General features: G+C 70.4%; 16 protein-coding genes. 14 read left to right on the top strand and 2 right to left on the bottom strand.

From position 1 onward, the window contains the following. Positions 1-26 precede the first annotated feature (26 nt). The 11 genes from ABIB25_RS19305 to ABIB25_RS19255 all read left to right on the top strand — a co-directional run bounded on the left by ABIB25_RS19305 (position 27) and on the right by ABIB25_RS19255 (position 11,705). On the top strand, positions 27-377 hold the full coding sequence (locus ABIB25_RS19305; RefSeq protein WP_354530131.1) for a DUF3499 domain-containing protein: 351 nt from the start codon (positions 27-29) through the stop codon (positions 375-377). A 216-nt stretch (positions 378-593) separates the two neighbouring features. After that, complete coding sequence (locus ABIB25_RS19300; protein ID WP_354530130.1) at positions 594-806, top strand: Trm112 family protein; 213 nt, start codon at positions 594-596, stop codon at positions 804-806. After that, positions 803-2,062: a hypothetical protein gene (locus tag ABIB25_RS19295; RefSeq protein ID WP_354530129.1), complete on the top strand. Its 1,260-nt coding sequence runs from the start codon at positions 803-805 to the stop codon at positions 2,060-2,062. Before ABIB25_RS19300 ends, ABIB25_RS19295 begins: the two co-directional genes overlap by 4 nt. After that, entirely contained in the window at positions 2,053-3,252 is a 1,200-nt protein-coding gene (manA, locus tag ABIB25_RS19290) for a mannose-6-phosphate isomerase, class I (RefSeq protein ID WP_502919854.1), read from the top strand. Before ABIB25_RS19295 ends, manA begins: the two co-directional genes overlap by 10 nt. Before the next feature lie 160 nt (positions 3,253-3,412). Continuing rightward, complete coding sequence (locus ABIB25_RS19285; RefSeq protein ID WP_354530127.1) at positions 3,413-4,768, top strand: acetyl-CoA carboxylase biotin carboxylase subunit; 1,356 nt, start codon at positions 3,413-3,415, stop codon at positions 4,766-4,768. Between the two features lie 303 nt (positions 4,769-5,071). Next, positions 5,072-5,386, top strand: a complete 315-nt coding sequence (gene mihF, locus ABIB25_RS19280) for an integration host factor, actinobacterial type (protein ID WP_354530168.1) — start codon at positions 5,072-5,074, stop codon at positions 5,384-5,386. A 191-nt stretch (positions 5,387-5,577) separates the two neighbouring features. After that, positions 5,578-6,174, top strand: a complete 597-nt coding sequence (gene gmk / locus ABIB25_RS19275) for a guanylate kinase (RefSeq protein WP_354530126.1) — start codon at positions 5,578-5,580, stop codon at positions 6,172-6,174. 199 nt (positions 6,175-6,373) lie between these two features. Further along, positions 6,374-6,634: a DNA-directed RNA polymerase subunit omega gene (rpoZ, locus tag ABIB25_RS19270; RefSeq protein ID WP_354530167.1), complete on the top strand. Its 261-nt coding sequence runs from the start codon at positions 6,374-6,376 to the stop codon at positions 6,632-6,634. 140 nt (positions 6,635-6,774) lie between these two features. Then, positions 6,775-8,070, top strand: a complete 1,296-nt coding sequence (gene coaBC / locus ABIB25_RS19265) for a bifunctional phosphopantothenoylcysteine decarboxylase/phosphopantothenate--cysteine ligase CoaBC (protein WP_354530125.1) — start codon at positions 6,775-6,777, stop codon at positions 8,068-8,070. 118 nt (positions 8,071-8,188) lie between these two features. After that, the gene (gene metK / locus ABIB25_RS19260) at positions 8,189-9,382 is read left to right on the top strand and encodes a methionine adenosyltransferase (protein WP_354530124.1); all 1,194 of its coding nucleotides are present in this window, start codon (positions 8,189-8,191) and stop codon (positions 9,380-9,382) included. A gap of 160 nt (positions 9,383-9,542) precedes the next feature. Further along, positions 9,543-11,705, top strand: coding sequence for a primosomal protein N' (locus tag ABIB25_RS19255; RefSeq protein ID WP_354530123.1), 2,163 nt, complete (start codon positions 9,543-9,545; stop codon positions 11,703-11,705). A 10-nt stretch (positions 11,706-11,715) separates the two neighbouring features. On the opposite strand, the gene ABIB25_RS19250 is transcribed toward ABIB25_RS19255, so the two are convergent. Further along, positions 11,716-12,012, bottom strand: coding sequence for a helix-turn-helix domain-containing protein (locus tag ABIB25_RS19250; RefSeq protein ID WP_354530122.1), 297 nt, complete (start codon positions 12,010-12,012; stop codon positions 11,716-11,718). Positions 12,013-12,079: 67 nt separating this feature from the next. Here ABIB25_RS19250 and map point away from each other — a divergent pair, with 67 nt between their 5' ends. Beyond that, the gene (map, locus tag ABIB25_RS19245; RefSeq protein WP_354530121.1) at positions 12,080-12,856 is read left to right on the top strand and encodes a type I methionyl aminopeptidase; all 777 of its coding nucleotides are present in this window, start codon (positions 12,080-12,082) and stop codon (positions 12,854-12,856) included. Between the two features lie 356 nt (positions 12,857-13,212). On the opposite strand, the gene ABIB25_RS19240 is transcribed toward map, so the two are convergent. Beyond that, entirely contained in the window at positions 13,213-13,827 is a 615-nt protein-coding gene (locus ABIB25_RS19240) for a GNAT family N-acetyltransferase (protein ID WP_354530120.1), read from the bottom strand. 362 nt (positions 13,828-14,189) lie between these two features. Here ABIB25_RS19240 and fmt point away from each other — a divergent pair, with 362 nt between their 5' ends. Together fmt and ABIB25_RS19230 are read left to right on the top strand one after the other, a co-directional pair. Continuing rightward, positions 14,190-15,203, top strand: a complete 1,014-nt coding sequence (fmt, locus tag ABIB25_RS19235) for a methionyl-tRNA formyltransferase (protein WP_354530119.1) — start codon at positions 14,190-14,192, stop codon at positions 15,201-15,203. Further along, positions 15,200-16,678, top strand: coding sequence for an RsmB/NOP family class I SAM-dependent RNA methyltransferase (locus ABIB25_RS19230; RefSeq protein ID WP_354530118.1), 1,479 nt, complete (start codon positions 15,200-15,202; stop codon positions 16,676-16,678). The genes fmt and ABIB25_RS19230 overlap by 4 nt, the downstream gene beginning before the upstream one ends. Positions 16,679-16,753 lie beyond the last annotated feature (75 nt).

Genomic DNA, 16,753 nt, shown 5'->3' with positions numbered 1-16,753 from the left:
GCATGGTCAGGAGTTACTGTCCCGAGGTGGTCAGATCACGTCGCTGTTCGCGGACCGGGTGCACCGACCCGGCCGTCGCCACGCTGACCTACGCCTACGCCGACTCGACCGCCGTCGTCGGCCCACTGGCCACCGCCGCTGAACCGCACAGCTACGACCTGTGTTCGCGTCACGCCGTCCACCTCACGGCCCCCAAGGGCTGGGAAGTGGTCCGTCCGGACGCCGACTTCGACGACGACGTCCGCAGCTCGGACGATCTCGAAGCGCTCGCCGACGCCGTGCGCGAGGCCGGGCGGGTCGAGCGTGTTCACGAGGCCGCCCCTGCCACGACCGGGCGTCGTGGTCACCTGCGCGTCCTGCGCTTCCCGCCCGACTGAGCTGGGCGTCCGGACCCCGAGCTGCCTGCCCGAGGATTTGTCGCGCGGCCACCACGACAGTGCACCGCGACCTAGTCTGGAAGATGCACCCCAGGCTGCGGAACGAATCGCACGCCCTCGTCCGTTGTCGGTGTGCCTCCGGCCGTTTTCAGTCGGTGGAAGCTGGGGACCAAGGTCATCGCGCAATCGTCATGAGCAAGAAGGGAGTTCCGGCACATGCCAGTTCAACTGGACCCGGTCCTGCTGGAAGTACTCGCCTGCCCGGCAGAGCACCACGCGCCGCTCGTCCTGGGCGCCCCGGGTGACCCGGAGGCCTCCGCGATGACGTGCACGGAGTGCGGCCGCGTCTTCCCGATCCGCGACAACATCCCGGTGCTGCTGCTCGACGAGGCCACCGGTGGTCCGGCCGATGGACACCCGGCACCATGACCGTCCCGGGTGTCGGCATCCTGCGCGAACCCGACGTGGGGGCCACCGATGTCGCCGGACTGCTGCCGGCTGCCGCCGCAGCCGGCGCGCAGGTCCGGTCCGTGCTCGACGCGTCGGCCTCGCTCCCGGCCATCGACCGACCCCGCGCCATGGTGGTCGTCGGCGGTGACGCCGAGGGTGACACTGCATTCCTGACGGCGCTGGTCGGCGCGAACTCGCCGGCTCCGATCGTCGGCGCGCCGTTCCTGCCGCCCTGGGTCGGACCGCTCGACCTCGTCGTGGTGCTGGCCAGTCGTGCCGACGACGAATCAGCCGCCGAGTCCGCCGGCATCGCGCGTCGACGGGGCGCGACGACGATCGTCAGGGCCGCCGAGACGGGACCGGTCGCCGAAGCGGCCGGACCCTCGCTGATCGCTCCGGTGGTCGCCGTTCCGGAAGCGTTGTCCGTCAGTGCCAGATGGTCGTTGCTGGCGGTCGTCGCCGCGCGGGCCGGTCTCGCGCAACGCGTCGATCTGGCCCGGACGGCGGATCTGCTGGATGCCATCTCGCTGGCCTGCCACCCCGGTGCCGAGACATTCCTCAATCCGGGGGTGAACCTGGCCGAGTACCTGGGGGAGGGCACTCCGCTGCTGATCGGCTGCGACCGGCTCGGCGATGCCATCGCTCGTCATGGGGCATCGGTGCTGGCCGACCTCGGCGGGGTGGCCGCCGGCGTGCTGACCGCGGAACAGGCCGCGTTGTCGCCGGGGTTGCTGCGTCGGGCCGCCGCCGGCAAGGACCTCTTCGCCGACCCGTTCGACGACGGACCGTCCACCCAGCAGATCAAACCGCTGCTGGTCTCCACCGCTCCCGAAGGGGGACCCGGCGGCCGCACCACCCGCGCGGCCGCCGACCGGATGGTGCTGGCCGGGCTGCTTCGCTCGTTCTCCGGCGCAATGCATCTCGACGGTTCGCCCGACTCGCTCCCGGCCGTCGCCGGTCCGGCCGACTGGAGCACCCAGGACACCCGGTTCGGTGGATCCGGACCGGACTACGGCACGCCGGCCGGGCAACCGGCAGACGCCTTCGATGCTGCAGTTGCGGCGTGCGTCCGGCTCGATTTTGCGGCCGTCTACGTGGGTATCGCGACAGGTCAGCTCGTTCCCTTGGACTTCCCGGACGGGCTGGGACGGGTCGGTGGCACCCGTTGGGCGGTTCGCCCGGCTACCGTCGGTGGCTCGCGAGAACGAGAGCAGGGCATGGACACATGGAACTGATGGACAACCGGATCCGGCCGTATGCGTGGGGTTCCCGGACGGCGATCGCCGAGTTGATCGGGGCTCCGAGCCCGGCCCAGCACCCGCAGGCCGAGCTGTGGATGGGCGCTCACCCGGGTGATCCATCGGTGCTGCTGGAGGCGGCCGGTGAGCGCTCCCTGCTGGAGGCGATCACCGACAAGCCCGTGCTGATGCTCGGCGAGCGCGTCGAGGCGCAGTTCGGTCCCCGACTGCCGTTCCTGTTCAAGGTCCTCGCTGCGGCGGAACCCCTGTCGCTGCAGGCACATCCGTCTGCGGCGCAAGCTGCGCGTGGCTTCCGGCTGGAGGAGTCGGCCGGCGTCCCGATGAGCGCGAACGGCCGCAACTACAAGGATGGCAGCCACAAGCCGGAGCTGATCTGCGCGCTGACCGAGTTCCACGCCCTGTGCGGCTTCCGCGACCCGGTGATGACGGTCGAGCTGCTGGCCGAACTCGGTGTGCCGCAACTGGATCACTACCTGTCACTGCTGTCGGGCCAGCCGGACGCCAACGGGGTGCGGGCGCTGTTCTCCTCGATCCTCACCATTCCGTCCTCGATGCTGGAACCGCTCCTCGCGTCGGTGCTGTCGGCCTGCGTGCGACTGGTCCGGGAAGGGTCTCCCTTCACCGCCGAGTACCGGACCGCCCTGGAACTGGGCGAACGCTACCCGGGTGATCCCGGAGTGCTGGCCGCGCTGCTCCTGAACCGGGTCACGTTGGCTCCCGGTCAGGCCCTGTTCCTGGCGGCCGGAAACCTGCACGCCTACCTGGCCGGTGTCGGCGTCGAGCTGATGGCGAACTCCGACAACGTGCTCCGCGGCGGGCTCACCCCCAAGTACGTCGACGTTCCCGAGCTGATGCGGGTGCTCGACTTCTCCGCCGGCGACGTGGAGATCCTGAGCGGGGACGAGGTCCGTCCCGGCGAACTCGTCTACAGGACGCCGGTCCCCGAGTTCCGGCTCGCCCGGCTGGCCCTCTCGGAGGAGCCGCTCGACCTCACCCACGACGGCCCGCAGGTGGTGCTTGTCGTCGAGGGCAGCGCATCCGTCGTCGACGGCGAGGGTCACGTGGTCGAGGTTCCGCGCGGCCGCTCGATCTGGATCGCCGCCGGCGACACCGGGGTCCGCATCACCGGCTCCGGCATCGCCTTCCGCGCCACCGACGGCCTCTGAGCTCCCGCGCTTATCAACTTCGACCGCGCTTATCAACATGGTCGAAATGTGACGGGAGTGACGCGAATCGACCCGATCATGAGCGCCGGCGAAGTTGATAAGCGCGGATCCACTACGGTTGCGCGGACCGATACGCCCATGAAAGGACACCTGAATCGCGATGTTCGACTCACTGCTGGTCGCCAACCGAGGTGAGATAGCCCGCCGCGTGATCCGCACCGCCAAGCGGATGGGCCTGCGCACCATCGCCGTCTACTCCGAGGTCGATGCCGACCTGCCGTTCGTGCTGGAGGCCGACGAGGCCGTGCTGATCGGCCCGGCCAACCCCGCCGAGTCCTACCGGAACGCCGCCGCTGTCCTCGCCGCGGCGAAGGCGACCGGGGCGGCAGCAGTGCACCCCGGCTACGGATTCCTCTCGGAGAACACCGATTTCGCACGCGACGTCGTCGAGGCCGGCCTGATCTGGGTCGGCCCCAGCCCTGCCGCCATCACCGCCATGGGCGACAAGATCGCCGCCCGCAACCTGATGGCTGCGGCCGGAGTGCCGGTGGCGCCTGGCACCGAGGACCCCGTCACCACCGCAGCGGATGCCTCCGCCGCCGCCGAGAGCATCGGCTACCCGGTGATGATCAAGGCCTCCGCCGGCGGTGGCGGGATGGGCATGGCCGTCGTCTCCGACCCCGCCCTGATGGCGGCCGAGTACGAAAAGGTCACCGCCTTCGCCGGACGGCTGTTCGGCGACCCGTCGGTCTTCGTCGAGCGGTACTTCCCGCGGGTGCGGCACGTCGAGGTGCAGATCCTCGGGCTCGCCGACGGCCGCGTCGTCGCACTGGGTGAGCGTGACTGCTCGGTCCAGCGCCGCAACCAGAAGGTCGCCGAGGAGACCCCGTCGCCCGCGCTCACCGCCCCGGTCCGCGCCCAGATGCTGGACGCCGCACGCAAGGCCGGCGAAGCCGTCGACTACCAGGGCGCGGGCACCGTCGAGTTCCTGCTGGCTCCGGGCCACGACGGCGAAACCGCCACCGAGTTCTTCTTCCTCGAGATGAACACCAGGCTCCAGGTCGAGCACCCGATCACCGAGGCGGTCCTTGGCATCGACCTGGTCGAGGCCCAGCTGCGCATCGCCGCCGGCGAGGATCCCGGCTTCGACCCCGACGCCCTGACGGTCACCGGTCACGCCATCGAACTCCGGATCAACGCCGAGGACTCCAAGCGTTTCCTGCCCGGTCCCGGCGCGATCCGCGAATGGGTCGAACCGGTCGGCGAGGGCATCCGGGTCGATGCCGGCTACGCGGAGGGCACCACCGTCACCCCGTCGTACGACTCGTTGATGGCCAAGGTGATCGTCCACGGTCCCGACCGGGAAGCCGCGCTGGCCTTGGCCCGCACCGCGGTAGCGGGTTTTACGGTCGTCGGGCCGAAGTCGAATCTGGCTTTCCACGCCGAACTCCTGGACAACGCCGAGTTCGTTTCCGGCGACTACGACACCGCGTTGGTGGCCAGGATGCGCGCCTGATCCGGCGCCGGTCCACCATTTGGATCACGGCAGCCGGACGAGGGTCCCAAACTGCCGCCGCGCTGTTCTATATCTCACCCCGCGAGTCGGGCGAACCCGGGGGGTGCGGTTTGCCGCAGCCCCCCGCGCTGGGTAGGTTCGAGTGGATCTGTGCTGGTCACAGATCAGGCCCGATGTAGTTGGTCGGGTCGGCGGTCCTGTGGTGAGCTTCTGGTGAGCACCCGGTCAGCCGTCGCCCGCAGCGTCCCCGTTCGTCCGCAGTAGATCTTGAACAACCCTTTGTCGATCAGAAGTGAGGCCGAAGTGGCACTGCCCCAGTTGACCCCCGAGCAGCGTTCCGCAGCATTGGAGAAGGCCGCCGCCGCCCGCCGGGTGCGCGCCGAGCTCAAGGAGCGCCTCAAGCGCGGCGGCACCACCCTGAAGCAGGTGCTGATCGACGCCGAGACGGACGAGGCCCTTGCCAAGCTCAAGGTGTCCGCCCTCCTCGAGGCACTCCCCGGCGTCGGCAAGGTTCGCGCGGCCGCCCTGATGGAGCAGTTCGAGATCGCCGCCAGCCGCCGGGTGCGTGGCCTCGGCGAGCGCCAGCGCCAGGCGCTGCTGACCGAGTTCGGTTCCTGAGCCCAAGGTCCGTTCGCGTCGTAGTACCTGCAGTAGAGCGGTAGAGAGCAGTGCGGTGGTCATCGGTCGGGGAGTCAGTGCCGCCTCCCCGGCCGAAGTCGTCCCACCGGCAGGTCACCAATCAGCTCCACACCAGTGCCGTCGTGGCGGACGACCGCACCGGCAATAACGTTGCAGGAGAGCAGGACTCGATGACGGATGAGCCGCAGCGTGGCCGTCTCTTCGTGCTGTCGGGCCCGTCAGGCGTGGGGAAGAGCACGGTTCTGGCCAGGCTCCGGCGTGACGTGCCGCAACTGTGGTACTCGGTGTCTGCGACCACCCGGATCCCACGTCCCGGTGAGGTCGACGGGGTCAACTACTTCTTCGTCAGCAACAACGGTTTCGCCGATCTGGTGGCCGATGGGAAGATGCTCGAACATGCCTTCTTCGCCGGCAACTTCTACGGCACGCCCAGTGGTCCGGTCGAGGACCACCTGGCCGCGGGCGAGGACGTGCTGCTGGAGATCGACGTCCAGGGCGCACGCCAGGTCCGCTCCGCCCCCGGACTCGGAGCGGAAGCCGTGCTGGTCTTCCTGGCGCCCCCGTCCTTCGACGAGTTGGCCCGCCGACTGGTCGGTCGTGGCACCGAGGACGAGTCCGCAACGGCAGCCCGCCTGGCCGCGGCGCGGGACGAACTGGCCGCCGAACCGGAGTTCGACCACACCCTGGTCAACACGAGTGTCGAGGACGCAACCGCGGGCTTGGTAGCATTGCTGGCTGAGCCGTGTTCGCCGGTGTCTTCCGGCTGACGAGGACCGGGATCGCACACCTTAGGGTCCCGGATCTGAACCGCACCACGGTCCACCTGCACCAATCACTGCTCCACCTGCCCCAACCACTGCTCCACCTGCACCAACCACTGTTCTTATTAAATACTGAGGAGTTCTGCCTGTGACTGCCGCGAGCACCGTGCCCGGAACCACCCCCGAAGTTGTTCCGGCGGCACCGATGACGGCTTCGCAGATCGCCGCCGCCGGCATCACCTACCCGCCGATCGACGAACTGCTCACCCACACCAGTTCCAAGTACGGCCTGTCGATCTTCGCCGCCAAGCGTGCGCGCCAGATCAACGACTACTACGCCCAGCTGGGCGAGGGTCTCCTGGAGTACGTCGGCCCGCTCGTCGAGCCGCTGGCCAAGGAGAAGCCGCTGTCGATCGCGCTCCGCGAGATCAACGCCGGTCTGCTCGAGCACACCGAAGGCGAGTGACGCAGGCTCCCAGGGATCTCCTGGGTGTGGCGGGAGGAACGACAGAGGGCGCTCCGCCCCGCGCACCCGAGGTTCTCCTGGGGGTGGCGGGAGGAACGACAGAGGGCGCTCCGCCCCGCGCACCCGAGGTTCTCCTGGGGGTGGCGGGAGGAACGACAGAGGGCGCTCCGCCCCGCGCACCCAAGGTTCTCCTGGGGGTGGCGGGAGGAATAGCGGCCTACAAGGCGTGCGAGATCCTCAGATTGCTCCGTTCGGCTGGCGCTGACGTCATCGTCGTCCCGACGCCGAATGCCCTGAAGTTCATCGGCGCGGCCACCTTCGAGGCGCTGTCCGGCCATCCCGTCGCCACCGACGTCTTCACCGACGTGCCGCACGTCGCCCACGTCGCGACCGGTCAACAGGCCGACCTCGTGGTCGTGGCCCCGGCCACCGCCGACCTGCTGGCCCGCGCTGCCGCCGGCCGCGCCGACGACCTGCTGGCCGCCACCCTCCTCGTCACCAGGGCACCGGTCCTGATGGCTCCGGCGATGCACACCGAGATGTGGACGCACCCGGCCACCGTCGAGAATGTGCAGCGTCTCCGGCAACGCGGCCTCACCGTGCTCGACCCGGCGGTCGGCCGCCTGACGGGCGCCGACTCCGGAGCCGGCCGCCTTCCCGAACCGGACCAGATCGTCGCCCTGGCCCTGCTGCTGCTGCGCCGTCCGGATGCGCTGCCACGAGACCTGGTCGGCCGTCGGCTGCTCGTCACCGCCGGCGGCACGCGGGAACCGCTGGATCCGGTGCGCTACCTGGGAAACCGGTCGTCAGGCAAGCAGGGATTTGCCGTTGCTCTGGTGGCAGCGGCGCGGGGCGCTCAGGTCACCGTCGTGGCGGCCAACACGGCGTTGATCGGCCCGCCCGGAGCGACCATCGTCCCGGTCGCCGACGCCCGCGATCTGCAGGCCCGCGTGACCGAACTCGTCACCGACGCCGATGCGGTCGTGATGGCCGCGGCCGTCGCAGACTTCCGCCCGAAGGTCATCGTGGCGTCCAAGATCAAGAAGGACAACAGGTCGGAGCCGGCCGCCCTCGAGCTCGTGACCAACCCGGACATCCTGGCCGGCCTGGCCGCGGACAGGGCCGGACCCGGGTCGGGGCCGGCGCAGCGACCGGGGATGCCAGTGATCGTCGGGTTCGCCGCGGAGACCGGGGACGAACACGGGTCCGTACTTGATCATGGTCGCGCGAAATTGGCCCGCAAGGGCTGCGACCTGCTGGTGGTCAACGGAGTCGGCGACGGGCGGGCATTCGAGGTGGACGACAACGCCGCGGTCATCCTGGCCGCCGACGGCTCGGATCCGATCGATGTCCCGCTCGGCCCGAAGACCGTGCTGGGCGCGGTGATCTGTGACGAGTTGTCCCGTCGACTCAGTACCGTCGATGCGGCTCTCTGAGGCTGTTCCGCGTACTCTTTGCCGAGCATCGGGTACCTGAAGTCTGACTTTCCACGCGGGTGAGGCCCGCCTGTTTTTCCACGCGGGCGATGCCCGCTCGACCCTAGGAGAACTTGGTATGGCTTCCCGCCTGTTCACGTCCGAATCCGTCACCGAAGGCCATCCGGACAAGATCTGTGATGCCATCAGCGACTCGATCCTGGACGCCCTGCTCAGCCAGGACAAGGACAGCCGGGTGGCTGTCGAGACCCTGGTCACCACGGGCCAGGTCCACGTCGCCGGCGAGGTCACCACCACTGCCTACGTCGACATCCCGACGATCGTCCGCGACACCGTGCTGGCCATCGGGTACGACTCGTCGTCCAAGGGCTTCGACGGAGCGTCCTGCGGCGTGAACGTCGCCATCGGCGCGCAGTCCCCGGACATCGCCCAGGGCGTCGACACCGCTCGCGAGTCCCGCGTCGACGGCGCCGAGGACGAGATCGACCAGCAGGGCGCCGGCGACCAGGGCCTGATGTTCGGCTACGCCTGCAACGACACCCCGGAACTGATGCCGCTGCCGATCGCGCTGGCCCACCGCCTGTCGCGTCGTCTGTCCGCGGTCCGCAAGTCCGGCGCGGTCCCGTACCTGCGGCCCGACGGCAAGACCCAGGTCACCATCGAATACGTGGGCGACAAGGCCATCCGTCTCGACACCGTCGTCCTGTCCACCCAGCACGCCGAGGACATCGACCTGGAGAAGCTGCTCGCGGTCGACATCGCCGAGCAGGTCGTCGCCCCCGAACTGGCGCTGCTGGACATCGACGTGAGCGACCACCGCCTGCTGGTCAACCCGACTGGACGTTTTGTCATCGGCGGCCCGATGGGCGACGCCGGCGTCACCGGCCGCAAGATCATCGTCGACACCTACGGCGGCATGGCCCGTCACGGTGGCGGCGCGTTCTCGGGCAAGGACCCGTCGAAGGTCGACCGCTCCGCCGCTTACGCGATGCGCTGGGTCGCCAAGAACGCGGTTGCTGCCGGTCTCGCGGACCGCATGGAGGTGCAGGTGGCCTACGCCATCGGCGTCGCGGCCCCCGTCGGCCTCTTCGTCGAAACCTTCGGCACCGAGCAGGTCGACCCGGACAAGATCGCCGACGCGATCAAGCAGGTCTTCGACCTCCGCCCGGCCGCGATCATCCGTGACCTCGACCTCAAGCGCCCGATCTACGCCCAGACCGCGGCCTACGGCCACTTCGGTCGGACCGACATCGAGCTGCCCTGGGAAAACCTCGACCGCGTCGACGCCCTGAAGTCCTACCTCGGCTTCTGAGCGCTGCCCCGCTGCTCTTGACGCTGTACCTGCCCCGCAGGCCTCGTGCCTGCGGGGCATTCTGCGTGCACGCCGGCGCAGCGTGGTCGGTGGTGGACGGTGGTCGGGCGATTGTGGACGGCTGTCGGGCGATGACGGTCCCGTCTGATATCCAGAACGGGTGACGCCAGCCCCCGCCCGCATCCGTCGGGCCACCGCGGGAGCCAGGACGCCCGCTGCGGTGCTGCCGATTGCGCGGGTCGCGGTGGACGTCTCCCTCGCCCACCTCGACCGGACGTTCGACTACCAGGTCGCCGACACCGATTCCGAGGCTGCGCAGCCCGGCACGAGGGTGCGCGTCCGGTTCGCCGGACGACTGCTCGACGGGTACGTCCTGGAACGCGTGGCCGAGTCCGATCACGACGGCAAACTGGGTTTCCTGGAGCGTGTCGTCTCCGCCGAACGAATCCTCGCTCCCGAGGTGGCCCAGCTGGCCCGCGCCGTCGCCGACCGCTATGCGGGCTCGATGGCGGATGTGCTCCGGCTCGCTGTGCCGCCCCGTCATGCCAGGGCCGAGAGCCCGGCCAAAGCCAAGGCCGCGCCGCCTGGCGACACCGCTGTTCCCGACGTCGCTGCCGGTGCTCACGACACCGCTGTTCCTGACGACGGACCTCTTGACGGGCCGGCCGCCGAGGTCGCGGGCCCCGCCGCCAAGGTCCCCGATCCAGCCCCCCCGGCTGCGCCACCCGTCGACCGCACGGCGTGGCAGGTCTACCAGGCCGGAGACGCGTTCCTGACGGCGGTGCAGGAGGGCCGCCCGGTCCGGGCCGTGTGGCAGGCCCTGCCTGGCGAGGACTGGCCGGCGCGCCTCGCAGAAGCCGCCGCACTCGCCGCACGGTCCGGCCGCGGTGCGCTGCTGGTGGTACCGGACGCGCGCGACCTGGCGAGGATCGAAGCGGCACTGTCCGCGGTTCTGACGCCCGCCGAGTTCGTCACGCTGGCCGCCGATCTCGGTCCGGCCGAACGGTACCGGCGTTACCTGAAGCTGAGCCGAGGGCAGGTCAGGGTCGCGGCCGGCACCCGGGCCGCGGCGTTCGCGCCGGTGCGAGATCTGGCACTGGTGGCCGTGTTCGACGACGGGGACGACCTGCTGTCCGAACCCAGAGCACCCTATCCACACACCCGCGAGGTGCTGATGCTGCGTTCCGCCGGTGAGCGCTGCGCGCTGCTGGTCGGTGGCTACACCAGGACCGCGGAGGCCGAGCTGCTCATCGCCAGCCGCTGGGCGCGGCCGATCGTCGCGGACCGGGCGACCGTCCGCGCGCGCGCGCCGAGGATCGAGGCCGCGGGTGACGAGTACGCGACCGGCGCCGATTCAGCCGCCGCCGGTGCCCGGCTGTCACCGGCCGCCTTCGCCGCCGCCCGCGCCGCTCTGGCCGCGGAAAGGCCAGTGCTGGTACAGGTTCCGCGCCGGGGCTACCTACCCACGCTGGCGTGTGCGACCTGTCGCCGTCCCGCCCGGTGCCGTCATTGCCATGGACCGCTGGCGCTGTCCGGTGCCAATCGACTGCCCGCCTGTCGCTGGTGCGGCATCGCCGAGGCGCACTTCAACTGCCCGGCCTGCGGATCCGATCAGTTCCGGACGACGGTCATCGGGGCCAGGCGCACCGCGGAGGAACTCGGGCGGGCGTTTCCGGGTGTGCAACTGATCACCTCCTCCGGCGACGCGATTCGATCCACCGTGCCGGACGAACCGGCCATCGTGGTCGCCACTCCGGGCGCCGAACCCATTGCGCACTATGGAGCTGCGCTCTTGCTCGATGGTTACGCGCTGCTCGGTCGGGCCGATCTGCGGGCGTCCGAGGAGGCCATGCGCCGGTGGATGGGGGCAGCGGCGCTGGTCGTGCCGGCGTCGTCGGGGGGGCGGGTGGTGCTGGGCGCCGACAGCTCGTTGCCGACCGTCCAGGCGCTGATCCGCTGGGACCCGGCCGGCCATGCCGCCGCCGAGCTGGCCGCCCGCACCGAGCTCGGGTTCCCGCCGGCTGTCGCGATGGCCTCGCTCCAGGGGGCGGAGCCGGAGGTGGCAGCGGCCGCCGCAAGCATTCCGCTGCCCGCCGGCGGAGAGGTGCTGGGCCCGGTGCTGCTGGAGGATCTGGCGCCGCCCACCGGTTCCCGAGCCCGTGGACAGGTGCCGGCGGAGGGTGCGGCCCGGGTCCTGGTCCGCGTCCCGCCGTCCGGTCGCAAGCAGCTCGCGGCCGACATCAAGGCCCTCGCCGCCGCGCGCTCGACCCGCAAGCAGGAGGAGAACCTGCGCCTCCGGATCGATCCCGACGAGCTCTTCTGATCCGACCCGGCTAGGAGGCCAACCGCTTCGTGGGTGCCTTCCTCGACGGCCCAGCCTCACGCTCGTTCTGGTTGACCTCGCTCCACACCGCATCGAGGGACAGGCCCAGGACCTCGGCGATCGCGGCGATGGTCGGGAAGGCGGGAGTCGCGACGCGCCCGGTCTCGATCTTCCGCAGGGTCTCCGGCGATACGCCGGCATCCAGTGCGGTTTCCAGCATCGAGCGCTCGCCCCGGGCTCGACGCAGCAGCGCGCCGAGGCGCTGCCCACGCTCCACCTCGGCGTGGGTGAGCGGAAGTCGAACCATGACACCAATGATAGTACCGTCATGATATGACCGGTATAGTTATTGGAATGACGACGAGATCCCCATCATGATCGAGATCCTTCCCGCCACCACCCTGCCCAGGGCCAGGCAGACCGGCGCGTTGGTGGCCGAGATCCTCCAGACGTTGAAGAGCCGGAGCGCGGTCGGCACGAACCTCCTGGAGATCGACCGGTGGACCCAGAGCCTCATTGCCAAGGCCGGCGCCCTGTCCTGCTACGTCGACTACGCGCCATCCTTCGGCCGCGGGCCGTTCAGCCACTACATCTGCACGTCGGTCAACGACGCTGTCCTCCACGGACTGCCGTTCGACTACACGCTGGCAGACGGGGACCTGCTGTCGCTCGACCTCGCGGTCTCCCTGGGCGGCGTCGTGGCCGACTCGGCGATCAGCTTCATCGTGGGCGACCCGTCAGTCGGGGGCGCGGAGAGTGTCGCGATGATCACCGCGACCGAACGCGCGCTGCAGGCCGGGATCGCCGCCGCCGGCCCCGGAGTCCGGGTCGGGGATGTCTCGCACGCCATCGGCTCGGTCCTGCGCGATGCGGGGTACCCGGTCAACACCGAGTTCGGAGGCCACGGCGTCGGGTCGACGATGCATCAGGACCCGCACATCCCGAACATCGGGCGGCCGCGCCGCGGATACAAACTCCGCCCGGGCCTGCTGCTCGCGTTGGAGCCGTGGGTGATGGCGGACACTGCCGATCTGGTCACCGATACCGATGGGTGGACGCTCCGCAGTGCGACTGGCAGTCGGACGGCGCACAGCGAGCACACGATCGCCATCACCGACGAGGGCGCCGAGGTCCTCACCGTTCCGCGGTAGCTGTCCTCCGACTTTGCCGAGGTAGGTGTCCTCGCGAGTCCGGCTCACGGGGCTTGGGCTTTCGAGGCCGTGGGAACCATTCGAGGCCACGCGAACTCTCAGAGGCCCCAAACTTTGCGAGGCCCCGCGAACTTTGCGAGGCCCCGAGAACTTTCCGAGGCGCTGAGATCGACGCAGCGGTGCTGAACGCCCGGCGCTGGGGTGATTGTCAGTCGTGCATTCTCGGGGTGTCAGCCCAGTGGTCGCGCTACTGGCCAGTACGTGCGGCTGCGTCCCCCGACTATGGATGACTATTCCGCACGTTCTCGACGGTGGTGAGCAACTGCGGCGGCTGACCCGCCTACGCGGGATCCTCGCTAGACGAGGCGTTCGGCCAGGCCCGCCTTCACCGCAGGCCATTCGTCGGTCAGGATCGAGTAGACGACGGTGTCGCGGAAGCTGCCGTCCGCGCGGCGGCGGTGGCGACGGAGGACACCTTCCCGGATCGCGCCGAGACGCTCGATGGCCGCCTGCGACCGCTCGTTCACCAGGTCGGTCTGCAGCTGGACGCGACCGAGGCCGCAGTCGCCGAAGGTGTGCTGCAGCAACAGATATTTGCACTCAGGATTGACCTGGGTCGCCCAGACGGACGGCGCATAACCGGTCCAGCCGAGGTGGATGCGCTCGTCCGGCAGCGAGAGCTTGGCCAGGCTCGTGGTGCCCACCACGGTGCCGGCGTCGCCGAGATCACCGAGCCCGGTGAGGCGCACGGTGTACGGGGTGCGGCCCGGCGTCGACAGTGCGGCGCCCAGCACGGCGCCCATCTTCTCGACGCTCGTCGGACGTCCTGCCGGTCCGCCCATGAAATTGCCGGCGTAGACCCGCTCGTCGTCGAGAGCAGTGAACAGGGCGGGCGAGTCGGCCAGGACCGATCGGTCGAGTCGGACGTAACGGCCTACCAGCGCGCGGCCGTCCGGTGCGAATACAGACATCGATCCTCCAGAGAGTGTTCCTGCGGACTGCTCGTGCGGATGGTGGTGCGGGATGTTCGCGTGCGACCGCGCCGATGCGACCCGCCAGGGCCGGCCCCGCGCAGGGACCATGATCCAGCATGACGCGGCACCCAGAATCCGCACCCGGGTTCTGGCCAAGGATCCTTGCTGAGAATCGGACGCGTGGTCGCTCCGTAGACTGCTCGAGCAAGGACGGCAGGACAGCGCCAACAGACCGCTGACCGCAGAACACCGCACACAGCAGAACACCGCACACCGCAGAACACCGCCGACCGCAGAACACCGGCAGCAGGCCGCTGACCGCCCGGCTGCGACAGCAGGATCAGGAAAGGAGCCGGCTCATGCGGATCGTCTTCGCGGGCACCCCCGCTCCGGCACTGCCCGCCCTGCGTGCCCTCCTGGATTCCGCGCACGAGGTGGTGGCCGTCATGAGCCGGCCGGACGCTCCGTCCGGTCGCGGGCGCCGGACCGAATCGTCGCCGGTGGCGAAACTGGCCCGGGAAGCCGGCGTCGAGCTGCTGACGCCCGTCACCGCAAGGGATCCCGAGTTCGTCGCGCGGCTGGTCGAGCTCGCGCCCGATGCTGCGGCCGTGGTCGCCTACGGCGCGATCCTGCGGCAGAACGTGCTGGACATCCCCACCCACGGGTGGGTCAACCTCCACTTCTCGCTGCTGCCCGCCTGGCGCGGCGCCGCGCCCGTCCAGGCCGCGATCCGGGCCGGTGACGACATCACCGGCGCCAGCGCCTTCCGGCTCGAGGTGGGTCTGGACACCGGCCCGGTCTACGGCGTGGTCACCGAGCCGATCAACGACGACGACACCGCCGGCGAGCTGCTGGGCCGGTTGTCGGTCTCCGGCGCCGGCCTTCTGGTCGCCACCATGGACGGCATCGCCGACGGGACGCTCCGGGCCGTGACCCAATCCCTGGAGGGCGTCAGCCTGGCCCCGAAGATCACCGTGGCCGACGCCGAGATCGATTGGGACAGGACGGCTTCGGCTGTCGATCGGCTGATCCGTTCGGTCACTCCGGAACCCGGCGCCTGGACCACTTTCGCAGGTGCACGGCTGGCTGTCGGCCCGGTGCAGCCGACCGAGGTCACCGGGCTGGCGCCGGGTGAACTGCTCGTGGCGAAGAAGCAGGTGCTGGTCGGAACCGGCGGCACCGCGGTCCGGCTCGGCCAGGTGCAGCCGACCGGCAAACGGCCGATGCCCGCCGCGGACTGGGCACGGGGCGTCCGGCCGCCGGCCGGTGCGATCCTGGGTGCCCGCGACAGCAGTGAACAACCCACCAGCTCGGACGAGCAGGAGCCGGCAGCGGCGCCGGCGCCGGCCGAGGGCAGGAGAGCCGCCCGATGAGTTCTGCAGACCGGCCCGGCCGGAGCGGTGCGCGCCCGAGCCAGGGACCCCGTGGTGGTCGGTCCGCCGACGGTCGACGCGGTGGAGACGGCCCACCGCGCCGTCCGCAGACCAGACGACCACCGGACATCGACCACGCCCGGCAGGCTGCGCTCGACCTGCTCGCCGCCGTCCGGGTGCGCAGCGCGTACGCCAACCTGACCCTCCCGGGACTGCTCAACGACCGCGGGTTGTCCGGGCGCGACGCGGCCCTGGCCACCGAACTCGCCTACGGCACCTGCCGCGCGCTCGGTCAGCTCGACGCCGTCATCGGCGCGTGCATCGACCGTCCGCTGGCCGACCTCGACGGCCCGGTGCTGGACGCCCTCCGGCTGGCCGTCTACCAACTGCTGCACACCCGGATTCCCGACCACGCCGCGGTCTCGGTGACCGTCGACCTGGTCAGGGCCGGCCCGAACCCCGGTGCCGCCGGATTCGTGAATGCCGTGCTGCGCAAGGTGTCCCGCAACGATCTGGCAGGCTGGATCGCCGAGATCGGCCCGAACCGCGGAGTCGACCCACTGGGTTACCTGGCGCTGGCGACGGCCCATCCGCGGTGGATCGCGTCCGCGATCCGCGAGGCCCTGGGAGTCGGCGACGACGACTACGGCCAGGCCGAACTGGAGGCAGCCCTCAACGCGAACGACGTCGCTCCGCAGGTCCACCTACTGGCCAAGCCCGGCCGGATCAGCCAGGACGAGCTGATGAACGCCGCCGGCGGCGACCGGGCCCGTTACTCACCGTTCGGCGTGTACCTGCCCACCGGCGACCCGGGGCGGATCAGCGCCATCGCCGACGGTCGGGCCGCGGTACAGGACGAGGGATCCCAATTGGTGGCGCTCGCGTTGGCCGGCGCGGACCTGACCGGACCGGACGAGCGTTGGCTCGACCTCGCCTCCGGCCCCGGCGGCAAGGCCGCCCTGCTCGGGGCCTGGGCCTCGCAGGTCGGTGCCCGGGTGGACGCCGTCGAGGTCACCCCGCACCGGGCCGAACTCGTCCGCAAGGCGGTCGCCGGGCTGCCCGTTGCCGTGCACACCGCCGACGGCCGCGATCCGGGCCTGCCGGCTGCCGCCTTCGACCGGGTGCTGCTCGATGCTCCCTGCACCGGCCTCGGTGCGCTGCGCCGACGTCCGGAAGCCCGCTGGCGACGGCAGCAGTCCGACGTCGCGCCGCTGGTCAAGCTGCAGCGTGAGCTGCTGGCTTCGGCTGCCAAGCTCGTCCGGCCCGGCGGTCTGGTCGCCTACGTCACCTGCTCGCCGCACCTCTCCGAGACGGTCGGCGTCATCTCGCGCCGTCCGGCCGAACTGGAGTTGGTCGATGCCCGCGCGTTCCTGCCCGGCGTGCCCGATCTCGGCGCCGGGCCGACCGTCCAACTCTGGCCGCACCGCCAGGGCACCGACGGCATGTTCCTCGCCCTGATGCAGCGCCAGCTGTAACCCCCGTCGAACCCGCGAACCGCCCGTTGCGTCCTGCAAAGTGCTCGGTATAGCGAGCACTTTGCAGGACGCAGC

This window comes from Nakamurella sp. UYEF19 (assembly GCF_040546275.1).
In the GTDB taxonomy this organism is placed as follows: Bacteria; Actinomycetota; Actinomycetes; order Mycobacteriales; family Nakamurellaceae; genus Nakamurella.
This window is presented reverse-complemented; position numbering and strand designations above follow the sequence as displayed.

Coding starts and splice junctions, on each gene's coding strand:
- ABIB25_RS19300 (WP_354530130.1), top strand. CDS start 594: ATGCCAGTTCAACTGGACCCGGTCCTGCTGGAAGTACTCGCCTGCCCG.
- ABIB25_RS19295 (WP_354530129.1), top strand. CDS start 803: ATGACCGTCCCGGGTGTCGGCATCCTGCGCGAACCCGACGTGGGGGCC.
- manA (WP_502919854.1), top strand. CDS start 2,053: ATGGAACTGATGGACAACCGGATCCGGCCGTATGCGTGGGGTTCCCGG.
- ABIB25_RS19285 (WP_354530127.1), top strand. CDS start 3,413: ATGTTCGACTCACTGCTGGTCGCCAACCGAGGTGAGATAGCCCGCCGC.
- gmk (WP_354530126.1), top strand. CDS start 5,578: ATGACGGATGAGCCGCAGCGTGGCCGTCTCTTCGTGCTGTCGGGCCCG.
- rpoZ (WP_354530167.1), top strand. CDS start 6,374: ATGACGGCTTCGCAGATCGCCGCCGCCGGCATCACCTACCCGCCGATC.
- metK (WP_354530124.1), top strand. CDS start 8,189: ATGGCTTCCCGCCTGTTCACGTCCGAATCCGTCACCGAAGGCCATCCG.
- ABIB25_RS19250 (WP_354530122.1), bottom strand. CDS start 12,012: ATGGTTCGACTTCCGCTCACCCACGCCGAGGTGGAGCGTGGGCAGCGC.
- map (WP_354530121.1), top strand. CDS start 12,080: ATGATCGAGATCCTTCCCGCCACCACCCTGCCCAGGGCCAGGCAGACC.
- ABIB25_RS19240 (WP_354530120.1), bottom strand. CDS start 13,827: ATGTCTGTATTCGCACCGGACGGCCGCGCGCTGGTAGGCCGTTACGTC.
- fmt (WP_354530119.1), top strand. CDS start 14,190: ATGCGGATCGTCTTCGCGGGCACCCCCGCTCCGGCACTGCCCGCCCTG.
- ABIB25_RS19230 (WP_354530118.1), top strand. CDS start 15,200: ATGAGTTCTGCAGACCGGCCCGGCCGGAGCGGTGCGCGCCCGAGCCAG.